The organism is Pseudomonas sp. Sample_14, assembly GCF_004307515.1.
GTDB classification, from domain to species: Bacteria; Pseudomonadota; Gammaproteobacteria; order Pseudomonadales; family Pseudomonadaceae; genus Aquipseudomonas; species Aquipseudomonas atacamensis.
This window is the reverse complement of sequence record NZ_RCOC01000104.1, coordinates 1-16,364: the sequence shown is the minus strand read 5'-3', so window position 1 is coordinate 16,364 and position 16,364 is coordinate 1. Positions and strand designations below refer to the sequence as shown.

The window sequence follows — 16,364 nt, the reverse complement described above, 5'->3', positions numbered from 1 at the left end:
CGCGAAGAGGGAGTGTCAGACAACATTTTTGTTAATGACACACCGCTTTCGCGAGCAGGCTCGCTCCCACAGGGTTTTGTGTGGTGAATCGGGGGACTACTTCGGCATCTCGGCCTTCATGCCCTCAACGTAATAATTCATCGAAGCCAGTTCCGCATTGGTCGCGCTCACGCCCGCGGGGATTTTTTCCACACCGGCCTGATCCTTGATCGGCCCGGTAAAAGGCTGCAATGCGCCGCTCTTGATGTCGGCGATCAACTGCTCTGCTTCGGCTTTCACCGGCGCCGGCACCAGATCGCTGATCGGCAGTTCCACCGTGCCTTCCTTCAACCCGCCCCAGTAATCCTGAGATTTCCAGGTGTGATCGATCACGCTCTGCGTCGCCTGAATGTAGTGTGGCGCCCAGTCGTTGACGATCGAGGTCAGCACCGCTTTCGGGCCGAAGTGGGCCATGTCCGAGGCATAGCCCACGGCATACACGCCGCGCCGTTCGGCGGCCTGGATCGGCGCCGGGCTGTCGGTGTGCTGGAACACCACGTCGACGCCCTGATCGATCAGCGCGTTGGCGGCGTCGGCTTCCTTACCCGGATCGAACCAGGAGTTGACCCACACCACTTTGATTTCGGTGCCAGGGTTGTACTTGTTCAGGGCCAGCTGGATGGCGTTGATGTCGCGGATCACTTCCGGAATCGGGAACGAGGCGACGTAGCCGATCTTCTTGGTCTTGGTCATCTTCGCCGCGAGGAAACCGCCGACGTAACGGCCCTCGTAAGTGCGCGCCAGGTAAGTGCCGAGATTCTTGTCCTGCTTGTAGCCTGTGGCGTGTTCGAAAGTGACCTTGGGGAATTGCTTGGCGACTTTCACTGTCGGGTTCATGTAGCCGAAAGACGTGGTGAAGATCAGGTCATATTTGTCCTTGGCCATGTTGCGGATCACCCGCTCGGCGTCGGCGCCCTCGGCGACGTTTTCCACGTAGTTGGTGGTGATCTGCGTGCCGAGTTTTTCCGCCAGGGCCTTGCGGCCCTGTTCGTGCTGATACGTCCAGCCGTGGTCACCGATCGGGCCGATGTAGACGAAACCGACCTTCAGCGGATCGGCAGCGCTGGCGCTCAGGCTGATTCCCAGACCGATGGCGGCGTACAGCAGTTTGTGCAGCGGACGTATTGGCATGAACCCGAACTCCATTTTGTTGTGTGTGCTCAGGGCCAATGCAAATTGCTGACCAACAGGACAACAAACGCATTCGAAAACGCGGCGCGGCCTTCGCGAGCAGGCTCGCTCCCACAGGGGACGCATTTGAATGTGGGAGCGAGCCTGCTCGCGAAGAGGCCGGCAAGGCCAATAAAAGTGCATGCCTGAATCCAGCTGCCATCGCGTGGTGCGCAAAGATGTAACGAAACGTTAGCGGCGCGCGGCAGTCAGTAGCTTCATCAGCTCTTTTCGGCAAAAGGCCCGTCATGCTCTCAATCCTCAAACAAGAAAGCTTCCTGCTGCTGGCAGTCCTTGCCGCGTGCGTCGCTTATCCACTGGAACATTGGCTGCTGCACAGCGGCCAGATCGTCGCGCTGGGCGGCGGTCTGCTGCTGATCGCCTTTATTGTCGCCGCCTCGATGCGCGTCGCTCATCACGCCGAACTGCTGGCGGAAAAGGTCGGAGATCCCTACGGCACGATGATCCTCACGCTCTCGGCGGTGCTGGTCGAAGTGGTGATCCTGGCGATCATGATGAGCAACGAAGCCTCGGCAACACTGGTGCGCGACACGATTTATTCAGCGGTGATGCTCGACATCAACGGCATCCTCGGCCTCGCCGCACTGATGGGCGGGATCAAACACGGCGAACAGTCCTACAACGACGATTCGGCGCGCAGCTACAGCGTCATGATCCTCACTGCGATGGGCGTGTCGATGGTGGTGCCGGAGTTCATTCCCGAGGCCAACTGGAAGATGTATTCGGCGTTCACCATTGGCGCGATGATGGTGCTCTACGCGCTGTTCCTGCGCATGCAGGTCGGCCCGCACAGTTACTTTTTCAGCTACAGCTACCCGGACAAACGTCGCAAGAAGGAGCCGGTCGAGCAGGAGCCGAAGCCGGTCAGCCTGGCGCTGTCGATCGGCATTCTGGTGTCGGGGGTGGTGATCATCGGCGCACTGGCCGAGGTGATGTCCAAGACCCTCGATCTGGGCCTGGAAGGCACGGGTGCACCGCCGGTGATCACGGCGATTCTGGTGGCAGCGATTTCGGCGGCGCCGGAGATTCTCACCGCATTACGAGCGGCGCTGGCCAATCGCATGCAGTCGGTGGTCAACATTGCGATGGGGGCGTCACTGTCGACGGTGATTCTGACCGTACCGGTGATGGAAGCGATGGCGCTGTACACCGGCCAGCCGTTTCAAATGGCGATGACCCCGGTGCAAACGGTGATGATCTTCATCACCCTGATCGTCAGCGCGATCAACCTCAATGACGGCGAAACCAACGCCATTGAGGGCATGACGCACTTTGTGCTGTTTGCGACCTTTATCATGCTGTCGCTACTGGGCCTTTAGGGCTGGCAGATACTCATGTGGGAGCGAGCCTGCTCGCGAAAACGGTGTGTCATCCAACAAACATGTTGTCTGACACTCCCTCTTCGCGAGCAGGCTCGCTCCCACAGTTTTGAACGGCGGTGACTCAGGTGCCGGCAATCAACTGCCGAGCCGCCTGGCTGTGATCGGCGATCAAACCTTTCAGGTCCAACCCTTCAACCTGCCCATCAACCACACGCCACTTGCCGCCAATCATCACTCGATCCGCCCGATCCGCGCCGCACAACAACAGCGCCGAAATCGGATCATGGCTACCGGAGAAGCGCAGTTCATCGAGCTTGAACAACGCCAGATCCGCCTGTTTGCCCACGGCGATTTCGCCGATGTCGCTGCGACCGAGCAGGCTCGCCGAACCCTTGGTCGCCCAGCCCAGCACGCGCTCCGGGGTGATCTTTTCGGCGCCGTAACGCAGGCGCTGGATGTACAAAGCCTGACGCGCTTCGAGGATCATGTTCGAGGCATCATTGGATGCCGAACCGTCGACGCCAAGACCGAACAGCGCGCCGGCGTCGGTCAGCTCGATGCTCGGGCAGATGCCGGACGCCAGGCGCATGTTCGAGCTTGGGCAGTGGCAGATGCCCGTGCCGGCCTGGCCGAGGCGGGCGATTTCGTCGGGGTTGAAATGGATGCCGTGGGCCAGCCAGGTTCGCGGGCCGAGCCAGCCGACGCTGTCCAGATAATCGACGGTGCGCAGACCGAAGCGTTGCAGGCAGAAGTCTTCTTCATCAAGGGTTTCAGCGAGATGGGTGTGCAGACGCACATCGAGTTTGTTCGCCAGATCAGCGCTGGCCGACATGATTTCCGGGGTCACCGAAAATGGCGAACATGGCGCCAGGGCGATCTGGATCTGCGCGCCGTCGCCACGCTCGTGGTACTCGTGAATCAGCCGCTGGCTGTCGTCGAGAATCACCTGGCCTTCCTGCACCGTTTGTTGCGGAGGCAGGCCGCCGTCCTTCTCGCCAAGGCTCATCGAGCCGCGCGTGAGCATGGCGCGCATGCCCAGTTCACGCACCGTTTCGACCTGCACGTCGATGGCGTTTTCCAGACCGTCCGGGAACAGATAGTGATGGTCCGCAGCGGTGGTGCAACCTGAGAGCAGCAATTCGGCCAGCGCCACTTTGGTGGCGAGGGCGAGTTTTTCCGGGGTCAGCCGCGCCCATACCGGGTACAGGGTTTTCAGCCACGGAAACAGCGGCTGATTGACCACCGGCGCCCAGGCGCGGGTCAGGGTTTGATAGAAGTGATGGTGAGTGTTGATCAGGCCCGGCAGGATCACATGCTCGCGGGCATCGAACACTTCATTGCACGGCGCCGACGGCTGCTGACCGGCAGCGAGGACTTCGACGATCACACCGTCTTGCACGACAAGGCCGCCGCGGGCATCAAGCTCGTTGGAAGTGAAAATGGCGAGGGGATTTTTTAACCAGGTACGGGTCGCAGGCATTGTGGCCGGCTCCTCTGAAAGTTGGGTTCAGGGTTGCCAGCTCAGTGTTGCCCTGTCTGCTGATCCAGGGTCGCCGCGAAGGACGAGGCGCGCAGTTTCAAACAAATCGCCGCGCCGGGCAAGCGCCACCCGACCATTCACCATCACTCCCTGTGGGAGCGAGCCTGCTCGCGAAGGCGTCATGTCAGTCGATACAGATTTACCTGACAGATCGTATTCGCGAGCGGGCTCGCTCCCACATCGGGATTTTCAGTGCTTACCAAGCAATCGTTTCACCCTTGTAATTGACGAAGTGATGCCCGCCCTTGCCGGTGAATGCATTGACCTGGTCAATCAGCCCGCGAGTGCTGGTCTCTACATCCAAGTCAGCACCTTCGCCGCCCATGTCGGTCTTCACCCAGCCCGGGTGCAACGACAGTACGGTCAGTTTCTGCTCGCCCAGTTGCGTGACAAAACTGTTGGTCATCGAATTCAGCGCCGCTTTGCTCGCCTTGTACAACGCCAGCTCCGGCGCGTCGGGCATGGTCACGCTGCCGAGCACCGAACTCATGAACGCCAGCACGCCGCTGCCGTCGCGAATCTGCCCGACGAAACGCTGGGCGAGATTGATCGGCGCCACTGCGTTGGTGAAAAACAGTTGCCCGACCTCGGCCAGGGTCGCACCGCCCGGCGTCTGCACGTCCGGGCCTTTGACCCCGGCGTTGACGAACAACAGATCGAAGGTTTCGCCCTTGAGTTTCTGGCTCAGAGCGATCACCGCTTGCTGATCGTCCATGTCGAGCTTCTCGATGCGCACGTTACCCAGCGCTTGCAGCGCCTCGGCCTTCTGCGGATTGCGCACCGTCGCGGTGACTTGCCAGCCATCGCCCAGCAGGGTCTTCACCAGACCGAGGCCCAAGCCGCGGGAGGCGCCGATGATCAGTGCGTTTTTTGCCTGAGACATGATGGGTTTCCTTGAAAGTCAGCATTCAGGATTCAATGGACACGCCTGACCAAGGCGCAGTTGCAGCGCTTGGCGAAAAACAGGCCTTGATCCCGGAGCATACTCCAGGCTTCTTGAGTTTCTCGAGGGTGTTTGATCAGAAACAATCACGAGGCGTGGTTCAAGTGTTGTCAGAGCGGGCCTCTTCGCGAGCAGGCTCGCTCCCACATATGCCCGTGTTCACTCAGATCCCCTGTTGGAGCGAGCCTGCTCGCGAAGAGGCCCGCTCTGACAACGATCAGTGTCCTGACTGCCACGGTTGCCCCAACGAAACCGGCGCATACAATCGCGTACGCACGGCGTCGCGGGACAGCAGCACCAGCACCAAAATCGTCGCCACATACGGCAGCATCGCCAGCAGGCTCGAAGGTATCGCCAGTCCCAATCCCTGTGCCACCAAGTGCAGGATGCTGGCGAGGCCGAACAGATACGCCCCTAGCAGCAAGCGCCACACCCGCCAACTGGCAAACACCACCAGCGCCAGAGCGATCCAGCCGCGCCCTGCGGTCATGTTCTCTGCCCACATCGGTGTGTACGCCAGCGACAGATAAGCCCCGGCCAGCCCGGCCATTGCTCCGCCGAACAACACCGCCAAGGTGCGTACAGTCAGCACCGGCAAGCCCATGGCGCTGGCCGCATCCGGGTTTTCACCGACCGCTTGAATGATCAGGCCGACACGACTTTTGATGATCACCCACGCCACCAGCGCAAACAGGGCGAACGACAGATACACCAGCAGATCCTGGGCAAACAGCATCCGCCCGATCAGCGGGATCTCACTCAGATACGGAATCGCCAGAGGCTCGAAACCCGCCAGCGGCTTACCCACCCATGCCGCGCCGACAAACGTCGAAAGCCCGACACCAAAGATCGTCAGCGCCAAACCGGTGGCCACCTGATTGGCGTTGAACACCAGCGCGACCAGGGCAAACAGTGACGACAACAACATCCCGGCCAACATCGCCAGCAGCACACCCAGCCACAGGTTGCCGCTGTTCAGCGCGACGATAAAACCGATCACCGCACCGAACAGCATCATGCCTTCCTGGCCGAGGTTGAGGACGCCGCTTTTCTCGCAGATCAACTCACCCAATGCCACCAGCAACAGCGGCGTGCCGCAGCGGACCATCGCGTAGAAAATATTGCTCAACAGATCGATATCCATCACAGCGCTCCGGCGGTTACGGCAGGGGTCGAGGCGCGCCGGGTCCAGCGCAGTTTCAGGCGTGGCCGATAGAGAATCAGCACGTCACAGGCGAGCAGGAAAAACAGCATCATGCCCTGGAACAATTGGGTGATCGCCTGCGGCAGGTTGAGCGACATCTGCGCGCTCTCGCCGCCGATGTACAGCAGCGCCATGAGCAGACTGGAGAACAGAATGCCGAGCGGATTCAACCGTCCGAGAAACGCCACGGTGATCGCCGCGTAGCCATAGCCCGGCGACACTTGGGGCACCAGTTGGCCGATCGGCCCGGTCACTTCGCAGACCCCGGCGAGCCCGGCCAGACCACCGCTGATCAACAGCGCCAGCCAGATCAGGCGCTTCTCGCGGAAGCCGACAAAACCTGCCGCACGCTTGTCCAGCCCGAGCACTTTGATCTGGAAGCCGATGAAGCTTTTCTGCAACAACACCCACACCGCAACCAGCGCGAGCAGGGCGAAATACACCCCGGCATGCACGCGGCCGTCCTCCAGCAGCAGCGGCAAACGACTGGCGTCGCCGAACATCGCTGACTCGGGGAAATTGAAGCCCGCCGGATCCTTCAACGGCCCGTGCACGCAGAACAGCAGCAGGTTCAGCGCGATGTAGTTGAGCATGATGCTGGTGAGGATTTCGTTGGCATTGAAGCGCGTGCGCAGCCATGCGGTGAGCCCGGCCCATGCGGCGCCCGCCAGCGTCCCGGTCAGCAGAATCAGCATCAGCGCCCAGCGACTTTGCATGTCGATAACGTTCACTGCCAGAGCACTGCCGGCCAAGGCGCCAAGTAGAAGTTGGCCTTCGGCGCCGATGTTCCAGATCCGCGCCTGATAGGCCACGGCCAGGCCCAGTGCGCAGAGCAGAATCGGCAGCGCCTTGACCAGCAATTCAGACACGCCATACAAATCGCTGACGGGCGCGATCAGCAGTGTGTGCAAGGTTTGCAGTGGGTCGTGGCCCAGCGCGATGAACAACAGCGAGCCGCAGCCGAGTGTCAGCGCCGCCGCCAATAACGGCGAGCACCACAGCATCAGGCGCGATTGCTGGCCACGGGGTTCGAGGGAAAGCAGCATGTTGAAACTCCGTTAAACCGAAGCGGCGCGAGGTGAATGATCGAACTGGCCGGCCATCCACGCGCCGACATCGCTCAGTTGTGTAGCGCTGGTGTCTTGCAGCGCCGAGAGACGCCCGCCGCACAGCGCGCCGAGGCGATCGCTGATCTGGAACAATTCATCGAGGTCTTCGGAAATCACCAGAATCGCCGCGCCGGCATCGCGCAGGGCGATCAAGGCGCGATGAATGGTGGCGGCGGCACCGACGTCGACGCCCCAGGTCGGGTGCGCGGCGATCAGCAGTTTCGGTTGCTGAAGAATTTCCCGGCCGAGGATGAATTTCTGCAAATTGCCGCCGGACAGGCTGCGCGCAGCGGTTTGCGTGTCCGGGGTCTTCACGCCGAAACGCTGGATGATCTGCTGCGCGAGGGCTTCGACTTTGCCGCGTTGGATCAACCCGTGGCTGACCAGTCCTTGCTGAAAAGCACTGAGCAGGGCGTTATCGGCCAGACTCAACTCTGGTACCGCGCCGTGGCCAAGGCGTTCGGCCGGCACGAAGGCCAGACCGAGTTTGCGCCGCGCATCCGGGCGCAGGTCAGCGACGTTTTTCTCTGCGAAGCGCAGGGTCGCCGCTTGCGCACGAGGCAAGGGCTGCTCGCCGCTGAGCAGGGCGAGCAATTCATCCTGACCATTGCCCGCGACCCCGGCGATGCCGACGATTTCACCACTGCGCACTTGCAGGTCGATGTCGGTCAGCGAGCAACCGAACGGATCCGGGTTGTGCCAGCTCAAACCCTGCACCTGCAGAAACGCCGCGCCACCGCTGACCTTCGGATACTCGCCAATCAAAGCCGCCGCTTCACCGACCATCATTTGCGCCAGTTGCTGGTCCGAACATTCGGCGGGCACGCAATGCCCGGCAACCCGGCCGCCGCGCAGCACCGTGGCGCTGTGGCACAAGGCGCGCACTTCACCGAGCTTGTGGCTGATGAACAGAATGCTGCAACCCTCGGCGGCAAGGCGACGCAGGGTGATGAACAATTCGTCCGCCTCTTGCGGCGTCAGTACTGAGGTCGGCTCGTCGAGAATCAGCAGGCGGATGTCCTGCATCAGGCAACGAATGATTTCCACCCGCTGGCGCTCGCCGATCGACAGGCTGTGGACAAGTCGCTCCGGCTCCAGCGCCATGCCGTAACGCCGCGAGACTTCGCGAATCTGCGGCTCCAGTTGCTTCGGGGTGCCGGCCGCCGCGCCCATCGCCAGGGCAATGTTCTGCGCCACGCTGAGGGTTTCGAACAGCGAGAAATGCTGGAACACCATGCCAATGCCCAACTGCCGCGCCTGCGCCGGATTGCGCATCTGCACGCGCTGTCCCTGCCAGAGCATTTCACCGCTGTCGCACTGGGTGACCCCGTAAATGATCTTCATCAACGTACTTTTGCCCGCGCCGTTTTCACCGAGCAGGGCATGGATCTCACCCGGCGCGATGCTCAGGTCGATGGCGTCGTTGGCCAGACAACCGGGGTAGCGTTTGCTGATCTGGCGCAGTTGCAGGCGCGGTGGGGAAGGGGCGATGGACATGACAGGCTCGACTGACTTGGAGTTGTGCCTGTGGATAAAGCAATTTCCTGGCCATTGAGTCAGGAACGCTTGCGGAGCCAGTCCGCAAGTGCCGACAGCAGCGCATCGGCGGGCGTTTTGTCTTTCGATCGAGCACCAATTCAGCGCAAAGCCATTGAACAGGCTCCAGTTTTGCCCGCTTGCAGTTGGTTAAAAAACGAGCAACTGCCTGGGAGCCAGACAGATCCAGCGGCTGCGGCGGTCATGAACGGCTTATCCACAGGTTGCTCCACAGTAATTGTGCGCAAGCGCCGAGGGTGGGCATAAGCACTGCGATGCTTTGTTCTAATGGTCATAAACGAAGGTAACTGTTTGTTTTTGCGCTGGATTTCCCTTTCGTCGGGTCAATTGAACGAAAATTGAACAAATCGCGCAAAGCCGCATGACAGAAGGGTTACAGCGGTGTGTGCTCAGGTTATCCACAGTCGGGTGCACAGCAGGTGTGGGCAAGTCTGTGGAATAAGGAATACGAGGGATGCCCTAAAAGATCGCAGCCTACCGCTGCAACAAAATCCGCCCACGGCTCAGATCCGCCAACTGACTTTGCAGCACTTCCACCTGCGCTTCCCCCACCGCCAACTTCAACTCAACACCATTGGCCGTGAAGTTTTCCTCCACCACCAATCCACCGAGATCGGCCACGCGCAACTTCACCAGCGCCAACTCGGCAAATCCGCAGGCGCAACTCAGCGACACGCGGCTGATCAGCTCGACTTTCTGCGCCGCTTGCAGGCACTTGTTGGCGCCACCGCCATAGGCCCGGGCCAAACCGCCGGTGCCCAGTTGTATGCCGCCGTACCAGCGAATCACCAGCACCGCGACCTGATCGCAATCCTGAGCTTCTATCGCCGCCAGAATGGGGCGCCCGGCCGTGCCGCCCGGCTCGCCGTCGTCAGTGCTGCGGTATTGCGCGCCGAGTTTCCACGCCCAGCAATTGTGCGTGGCATTCAAATCGCTGTGCTGCTCGAAAAACGCCTGCGCATCGGCAGGGCTGCTGATCGGCGTCGCCAGAGTGATGAAGCGGCTTTTGCGAATCTCTTCGCGGTACTCGCAAAAACCGCTGAGGGTGAAAGGCATAAACGTCTTATAGAGAAGGAGTGAGGCCGCAGCCTTTGAGAATGATGCGGATCAGGTTGTTGCCGGCGTCTTCCATGTCCTGCTTGGTCAACTTGCTGCGCCCGGTGACGCGGCAGATCTGCGTGGCGAAGTCGGCATAATGCTGAGTGCTGCCCCACAGCAGGAAAATCAGGTGCACCGGGTCGACCGGGTCCATTTTGCCGGCATCGATCCACGCCTGAAACACCGCCGCGCGCCCGGTGAACCAGGTGCGGTAATCCTGATTGAAATATTCGCTCAGGCATTCGCCGCCGCTGATCACTTCCATGGCGAAGATCCGCGAGGCCTGTGGCTGGCGCCGGGAGAATTCCATCTTCGCGCGGATGTAGCGGGTCAGCGCTTCGGCCGGGTCATCCTCGGCAGTGAGGGTGTTGAAGGTGCTGTCCCACAACTCGATGATGTTGCTCAGCACCGCCACATACAAACCGAGCTTGTTGGTGAAGTAGTAATGCAGGTTGGCCTTGGGCAGCCCGGCATTCTGCGCGATGGTGTTCATGCTGGTGCCTTTGAACCCGTGACGGGCGAACTCGTCTTCGGCGGCTTTGAGAATGGTCTCTTCGTTCTTCTGACGAATGCGGCTGGCGGGTTTGCCGCCGTGGGCTGGGACTTCAAAGGTCATAGGCACTTCCGGGATTGTCTGTGGGTGCAACCAGTTGCGTTGATAGCGCACCCACAGGCATCCGACAAGTCCTGGCGCGGAAAAACAGTTACGCCTGTTCGATCTTGTTCAATGACGCGGGGCTTTTTGTCTCGGCGGTTTTGCCTTCCGGCAACAACAGACAGAGGACGATTGCCGTCAGCCCGCCGCTGGTGATCGCCGAGTCGAACAGGTTCTGCACCAGTTTCGGCAGCAGGTGCAGCAGGTTCGGTTGCGCGGCGATGCCAAGGCCGACGCCGAACGAAGTGGCGATGATCAACATGCTGCGCCGGTCCAGCGGTGACTGCGCGAGAATACGCACGCCCGCCGCCGCCACAGCGCCGAACATCACCAGCGTTGCGCCGCCCAGCACCGGTTTCGGGATCTGTTGCAGCACCGCGCCGATCATCGGGAACAGGCCGAGGCAGAACAGGATCGCGCCGATGTACAGGCCGACGTAGCGGCTGGCAACGCCGGTCAATTGGATCACGCCGTTGTTCTGCGCGAACGTTGTGTTGGGGAAGGCGCTGAAGGTCGCCGCGATCATGCAGCTCACGCCATCACCGAGCACGCCACCGCGCAAGCGGCTTATATAAGAAGGGCCGCTGATCGGTTGGCGGGCAAGCATGCAATTGGCGGTGAGGTCGCCGACGGTTTCGATGGTGCTGATCAGGTAAATCAGCGCGACCGGCAGGAAAGCGGTCCAGTCGAAGTTGAATCCGAACTTGAATGGCGTAGGAAAACTCACCAGCGGCAAGTCAGGCAACGGCTGCGGGACCAGTTTCCCGCTGAACCACGCCGCGAGGCTGCCGAGCACCAGTCCGATGATGATCGCCGACAGTCGCACCCACGGCGTATTCGAGCGGTTAAGCAGAATGATCGTCAGCAGCACGAACACGCCCAAGGCCAGATTGCCCGGCGCGCCGAAGTCCGGCGCGTTGAAGCCGCCACCCAGATCGGTGATGCCGACCTTGATCAGGCTGATGCCGATCAGCGTGATGACGATGCCGGTCACCAGCGGTGTCACCACTCGGCGCAACTGACCGATGAAACGGCTGAGCACGATCTGCACGATTGCGCCGAAAAAGCACACGCCGAAAATCATCGCCAGGATATCTTCCGGGCTGCCGCCGCGCTGCTTGACCAGAAACCCGGCCGACAGCACCGCACCGAGAAACGCGAAACTGGTGCCTTGCAGACAGATCATCCCCGCGCCAATGCCGAACGGTCGCCGCGCCTGGATAAAAGTGCCGACGCCCGAGACCATCAGCGCCATGCTGATCAGGTACGGTAGATGCGCGGTCAGCCCGAGCGCGGAACCGATCACCAGTGGCGGGGTGATGATGCCGACGAAACTGGCGAGCACGTGTTGCAGCGCGGCGAGAATGGCGGCGAGTGGTTTGGGGCGGTCGTTGAGGCCGTAGATCAGTTCACTGGATGAATCGGAATCTGGCTGCATGGCTTTGGCTTCTTGAAGGAGAGTTACCCCTTCTCTGCAAAAACCTGTCCACTTGCTCAGGTTATTCCAGGATTCTGTCGATGAGGCCCAGCCGGGCTGGGCTCTGCGCGCTTATCTATCGCGTCGCGGCCAGACTCTCGAGGAAACTTTCCAGCACCAAATGAGGGCGCCGCCCCTTGCGCGTGACCGATGCCAGACTCAAATCGTAAAAACGCGTGCCGGCCTTGAGCGCACGCAAGCGCCCCTGCTGCACCCAAAGATTGGCGTAGTGATCCGGCAGGTAACCGATGTAGCGTCCGGTCAGAATCAGAAATGCCATGCCCTCACGGTCAGAGGCACTGGCGGTGCAGTTGAGCGCCTGGTAGTGCGCCTGAATCTCTGCCGGCAAACGGAAGGTCGGCGCAATCGCGTCCTGACTGTCGAGGCGTTGATCATCGAGTTGCTTGTCGTCGACATAAAACAGCGGATGACCCACCGCGCAATACAGCAGCGAACGCTCGCTGTATAACGGCTGATATTCCAGTCCCGACAAGGCGCTGGCCTGCGGCACCACGCCAACGTGCAGGCGCCCGTCGAGCACACCTTGTTCAACTTCATTGGGCGCAATCATGCGGATCTGGATCTGCACATCCGGCCCGCGCTCCTTCAATTGCGCGAGGGCGTGGGTGATGCGCATGTGGGGCAGGGTGACGAGGTTGTCGGTGAGGCCGATGATCAGCTCGCCGCGCAGGTGTTGGTGCAGGCCGTTGACCTCAGTGCGGAAACTCTCCAGCGCACTCAACAATTGCAGCGCTGATTGATACACCTCACGACCTTCCTCGGTCAGGGAAAACCCGGCCCGGCCACGCTGACACAAGCGCAAGCCGAGGCGCTGCTCCAGATCGCTCATCTGCTGGCTGATCGCCGAGCGGCCGATGCCAAGCACGGTTTCCGCTGCGGAGAAGCCGCCACATTCCACGACACTGCGAAAAATCCTCAGCAGACGGATATCAAAGTCACTGACTTGAGCCAGTGGGTCGGCGCGGCGGCTGCTCATTTTTTGTTCTCTTTGTTTAGCGATGATCTAACTGAAGGTTAGAAGAGTTGGATTTCACCGACTTTATCGCCGTGGCAATTTAGCTGCAACAACGCTTTCCATCTCCCTGACGCTTATGCCCTGCGAGGTTTTGCCCGATGAACATGCCTGAAAACGCGCCGTCGCCACTGGCCAGCCAATTGAAGCTGGACGCGCACTGGATGCCGTACACCGCCAACCGCAACTTTCAGCGCGACCCGCGTCTGATCGTCGGCGCTGAAGGCAGCTGGCTGTTCGACGACAAGGGCCGCAAGATCTACGACTCGCTGTCCGGTCTGTGGACCTGCGGCGCCGGGCACACCCGCAAGGAAATTCAGGAAGCCGTTTCGAAACAACTGGGCACCCTCGATTACTCGCCGGGCTTCCAGTACGGCCATCCGTTGTCGTTCCAACTGGCAGAGAAAATCACTGAACTGACCCCGGGCAATCTGAACCACGTGTTCTTCACCGACTCTGGTTCCGAGTGCGCTGACACCGCGGTGAAAATGGTCCGTGCCTACTGGCGCCTGAAAGGCCAGGCGACCAAGACCAAGATGATCGGCCGCGCCCGTGGCTACCACGGCGTGAATATCGCCGGCACCAGCCTCGGCGGCGTCAACGGCAACCGCAAGATGTTCGGTCAGGCGATGATGGATGTCGATCACCTGCCGCACACACTGCTGGCGAGCAATGCGTTTTCCCGCGGCATGCCGGAGCAGGGCGGTATTGCTTTGGCCGATGAACTGCTGAAGTTGATCGAACTGCACGACGCTTCCAACATCGCTGCGGTGTTCGTTGAACCGATGGCCGGCTCTGCCGGGGTATTGGTTCCGCCGCAGGGTTACCTCAAGCGTCTGCGCGAGATCTGCGATCAGCACAACATCCTGCTGGTGTTCGACGAAGTGATCACCGGTTTCGGCCGCACCGGTTCGATGTTCGGCGCCGAGAGCTTCGGCGTGACCCCGGACCTGATGTGCATCGCCAAACAAGTCACCAACGGCGCGATTCCGATGGGCGCGGTGATTGCCAGCTCCGAGATCTACCAGACCTTCATGAACCAGCCGACGCCGGAATACGCCGTGGAATTCCCCCACGGCTACACCTATTCGGCGCACCCGGTGGCCTGCGCCGCCGGTCTTGCGGCACTGGATCTGCTGCAAAAGGAAAACCTGGTGCAGAGCGTCGCCGAAATTGCGCCGCATTTCGAGAACGCGTTGCACGGCCTGAAAGGCTCGAAGAACGTCATCGACATCCGTAACTACGGCCTGGCCGGCGCGATCCAGATTGCCGGGCGTGACGGCGACGCCATCGTGCGTCCGTTCGAAGCGGGCATGGCCCTGTGGAAAGCCGGGTTCTACGTGCGCTTCGGCGGCGACACCCTGCAGTTCGGCCCAACCTTCAACAGCAAGCCGCAAGACCTCGATCGTCTGTTCGACGCGGTCGGCGAAGTGCTGAACAAGCTCGACTGATTTTTCCTTCTATATATGTACAAAAGTGCGGGCGCCTCTCACGGCGCCTGCGGACCAGAATTCAGGAGTGTTCGATGAGCGTTATTCCGCATTTGATCAATGGCGAACTGGTGACCGAAACCGGTCGCGCGGTAGATGTGTTCAACCCGTCTACCGGTCAGGCAATTCACAAACTGCCACTGGCCAGCCAGGCCACCATTCAGAAAGCCATCGATGCCGCCAAGGCTGCGTTCCCGTCCTGGCGCAACACGCCGCCAGCCAAACGCGCCCAGGTGATGTTCCGCTTTAAGCAATTGCTGGAGCAGAACGAAGCGCGCATCTCGCAACTGATCAGCGAAGAGCACGGCAAGACCCTGGAAGACGCCGCCGGTGAATTGAAGCGCGGTATCGAGAACGTCGAGTTCGCCTGCGCCGCCCCGGAAATCCTCAAGGGCGAGTACAGCCGCAACGTCGGCCCGAATATCGATGCCTGGTCGGACTTCCAGCCGTTGGGGATTGTGGCCGGTATCACTCCGTTCAACTTCCCGGCCATGGTCCCGCTGTGGATGTACCCGCTGGCGATCGTCTGCGGCAACTGCTTCATCCTCAAGCCATCCGAGCGCGATCCAAGCTCGACGCTGCTGATCGCTCAGTTGCTGCTGGAAGCCGGGTTGCCGAAAGGTGTGATGAGTGTGGTCCATGGTGACAAGACGGCGGTGGACGCGTTGATCGAAGCGCCGGAAGTCAAAGCGCTGAGCTTCGTCGGTTCGACACCGATTGCCGAATACATCTACGCCGAAGGCACCAAGCGCGGCAAACGCGTTCAGGCACTGGGCGGCGCGAAGAACCACGCGGTGCTGATGCCGGATGCCGATCTGGACAATGCGGTGAGTGCACTGATGGGCGCGGCCTACGGTTCCTGCGGCGAACGCTGCATGGCCATCTCGGTGGCCGTGTGTGTTGGCGATCAGGTCGCGGACGCGCTGGTGGCGAAACTGGTTCCACAGATCAAAGCGCTGAAAATCGGTGCGGGTACCTCGTGCGGTCTGGACATGGGGCCGTTGGTTACCGGTCAGGCGCGTGACAAGGTCAGCGGTTATGTGGATGACGGTGTGGCGGCGGGCGCGACCCTGGTGGTCGATGGCCGCGGTCTGAGCATCGCCGGTCATGAAGACGGCTTCTTCCTCGGTGGCTGCCTGTTCGACAACGTCACTCCAGAGATGCGCATCTATAAAGAAGAGATCTTCGGGCCGGTGCTGTGCGTGGTGCGGGTGAACAGCCTGGAAGAGGCGATGCAACTGATCAATGATCACGAATACGGCAACGGCACCTGCATCTTCACCCGTGACGGCGAAGCGGCGCGGCTGTTCTGTGACGAGATCGAAGTCGGCATGGTCGGCGTCAACGTGCCGCTGCCGGTGCCGGTGGCTTATCACAGCTTTGGCGGCTGGAAGCGTTCGCTGTTTGGCGACCTGCATGCGTACGGTCCGGACGGCGTGCGCTTCTATACTCGTCGCAAGGCAATCACCCAGCGCTGGCCGCAGCGTGCAAGCCATGAAGCTTCGCAGTTCGCATTCCCTAGCTTATAAGTAGCTGGATGTGCAGAAGGCCGACCTTTCAGGTCGGCCTTCGCGTTTTCGGGGCTTTTTGACCGATATGACAGAAATATGAAAATAGGTGTTGACGGCAGATTCCAGAGGTCTATAATTCTCCCCACTTCCGGCGCAGTCGAAACGGAAAACTCCTTGAGATTCAAAGAGTTACGC

The 16,364-nt window shown here is 60.7% G+C and carries 13 protein-coding genes; 3 read left to right on the top strand and 10 right to left on the bottom strand.

Annotation, left to right across the window (positions count from 1 at the left end; all coding sequences use genetic code 11):
* Positions 1–96: 96 nt before the first annotated feature.
* A complete protein-coding gene (locus D8U61_RS27155; RefSeq protein WP_016771815.1) occupies positions 97–1,170 on the bottom strand; it encodes a BMP family ABC transporter substrate-binding protein in 1,074 nt (357 codons plus the stop codon).
* Between the two features lie 287 nt (positions 1,171–1,457).
* On the opposite strand from D8U61_RS27155, the gene D8U61_RS27150 reads away from it, so the two are divergent.
* Complete coding sequence (locus D8U61_RS27150; protein ID WP_056787779.1) at positions 1,458–2,549, top strand: calcium:proton antiporter; 1,092 nt, start codon at positions 1,458–1,460, stop codon at positions 2,547–2,549.
* A 124-nt stretch (positions 2,550–2,673) separates the two neighbouring features.
* Here the strand turns inward: D8U61_RS27150 and D8U61_RS27145 are convergent, their stop codons facing one another.
* The 9 genes from D8U61_RS27145 to D8U61_RS27105 all read right to left on the bottom strand — a co-directional run bounded on the left by D8U61_RS27145 (position 2,674) and on the right by D8U61_RS27105 (position 13,132).
* Positions 2,674–4,032 (bottom strand): 8-oxoguanine deaminase, encoded by a 1,359-nt coding sequence (locus D8U61_RS27145; RefSeq protein WP_016771813.1) that lies wholly within the window; start codon positions 4,030–4,032, stop codon positions 2,674–2,676.
* A 256-nt stretch (positions 4,033–4,288) separates the two neighbouring features.
* A complete protein-coding gene (locus tag D8U61_RS27140; RefSeq protein ID WP_130928021.1) occupies positions 4,289–4,975 on the bottom strand; it encodes an SDR family oxidoreductase in 687 nt (228 codons plus the stop codon).
* A gap of 277 nt (positions 4,976–5,252) precedes the next feature.
* A complete protein-coding gene (locus D8U61_RS27135) occupies positions 5,253–6,179 on the bottom strand; it encodes an ABC transporter permease (protein WP_041479652.1) in 927 nt (308 codons plus the stop codon).
* On the bottom strand, positions 6,179–7,285 hold the full coding sequence (locus tag D8U61_RS27130; RefSeq protein WP_122881123.1) for an ABC transporter permease: 1,107 nt from the start codon (positions 7,283–7,285) through the stop codon (positions 6,179–6,181). Before D8U61_RS27130 ends, D8U61_RS27135 begins: the two co-directional genes overlap by 1 nt.
* Positions 7,286–7,297: 12 nt before the next feature.
* Positions 7,298–8,845, bottom strand: coding sequence for an ABC transporter ATP-binding protein (locus tag D8U61_RS27125; protein WP_130928020.1), 1,548 nt, complete (start codon positions 8,843–8,845; stop codon positions 7,298–7,300).
* Between the two features lie 534 nt (positions 8,846–9,379).
* Positions 9,380–9,961, bottom strand: coding sequence for a YigZ family protein (locus D8U61_RS27120; protein WP_130928019.1), 582 nt, complete (start codon positions 9,959–9,961; stop codon positions 9,380–9,382).
* 7 nt (positions 9,962–9,968) lie between these two features.
* Entirely contained in the window at positions 9,969–10,619 is a 651-nt protein-coding gene (locus D8U61_RS27115) for a TetR/AcrR family transcriptional regulator (protein WP_016771809.1), read from the bottom strand.
* A gap of 88 nt (positions 10,620–10,707) precedes the next feature.
* Complete coding sequence (locus tag D8U61_RS27110) at positions 10,708–12,096, bottom strand: nucleobase:cation symporter-2 family protein (protein WP_041479656.1); 1,389 nt, start codon at positions 12,094–12,096, stop codon at positions 10,708–10,710.
* A gap of 115 nt (positions 12,097–12,211) precedes the next feature.
* On the bottom strand, positions 12,212–13,132 hold the full coding sequence (locus D8U61_RS27105) for a LysR family transcriptional regulator (RefSeq protein WP_016771807.1): 921 nt from the start codon (positions 13,130–13,132) through the stop codon (positions 12,212–12,214).
* Between the two features lie 137 nt (positions 13,133–13,269).
* Here D8U61_RS27105 and D8U61_RS27100 point away from each other — a divergent pair, with 137 nt between their 5' ends.
* Positions 13,270–14,619: an aspartate aminotransferase family protein gene (locus D8U61_RS27100; RefSeq protein WP_130901793.1), complete on the top strand. Its 1,350-nt coding sequence runs from the start codon at positions 13,270–13,272 to the stop codon at positions 14,617–14,619.
* A 74-nt stretch (positions 14,620–14,693) separates the two neighbouring features.
* Positions 14,694–16,187 carry a CoA-acylating methylmalonate-semialdehyde dehydrogenase gene (locus D8U61_RS27095; protein WP_130928018.1) on the top strand — a complete coding sequence of 498 codons (1,494 nt, stop codon included), beginning with the start codon at positions 14,694–14,696 and terminating at the stop codon, positions 16,185–16,187.
* Positions 16,188–16,364 lie beyond the last annotated feature (177 nt).

Excerpts from the sequence above, each read along its gene's own strand:
- D8U61_RS27125 (WP_130928020.1), bottom strand. The coding sequence starts at position 8,845 with ATGTCCATCGCCCCTTCCCCACCGCGCCTGCAACTGCGCCAGATCAGC.
- D8U61_RS27145 (WP_016771813.1), bottom strand. The coding sequence starts at position 4,032 with ATGCCTGCGACCCGTACCTGGTTAAAAAATCCCCTCGCCATTTTCACT.
- D8U61_RS27110 (WP_041479656.1), bottom strand. The coding sequence starts at position 12,096 with ATGCAGCCAGATTCCGATTCATCCAGTGAACTGATCTACGGCCTCAAC.
- D8U61_RS27155 (WP_016771815.1), bottom strand. The coding sequence starts at position 1,170 with ATGCCAATACGTCCGCTGCACAAACTGCTGTACGCCGCCATCGGTCTG.
- D8U61_RS27150 (WP_056787779.1), top strand. The coding sequence starts at position 1,458 with ATGCTCTCAATCCTCAAACAAGAAAGCTTCCTGCTGCTGGCAGTCCTT.
- D8U61_RS27095 (WP_130928018.1), top strand. The coding sequence starts at position 14,694 with ATGAGCGTTATTCCGCATTTGATCAATGGCGAACTGGTGACCGAAACC.
- D8U61_RS27115 (WP_016771809.1), bottom strand. The coding sequence starts at position 10,619 with ATGACCTTTGAAGTCCCAGCCCACGGCGGCAAACCCGCCAGCCGCATT.
- D8U61_RS27105 (WP_016771807.1), bottom strand. The coding sequence starts at position 13,132 with ATGAGCAGCCGCCGCGCCGACCCACTGGCTCAAGTCAGTGACTTTGAT.
- D8U61_RS27135 (WP_041479652.1), bottom strand. The coding sequence starts at position 6,179 with ATGGATATCGATCTGTTGAGCAATATTTTCTACGCGATGGTCCGCTGC.
- D8U61_RS27100 (WP_130901793.1), top strand. The coding sequence starts at position 13,270 with ATGAACATGCCTGAAAACGCGCCGTCGCCACTGGCCAGCCAATTGAAG.
- D8U61_RS27130 (WP_122881123.1), bottom strand. The coding sequence starts at position 7,285 with ATGCTGCTTTCCCTCGAACCCCGTGGCCAGCAATCGCGCCTGATGCTG.
- D8U61_RS27120 (WP_130928019.1), bottom strand. The coding sequence starts at position 9,961 with ATGCCTTTCACCCTCAGCGGTTTTTGCGAGTACCGCGAAGAGATTCGC.
- D8U61_RS27140 (WP_130928021.1), bottom strand. The coding sequence starts at position 4,975 with ATGTCTCAGGCAAAAAACGCACTGATCATCGGCGCCTCCCGCGGCTTG.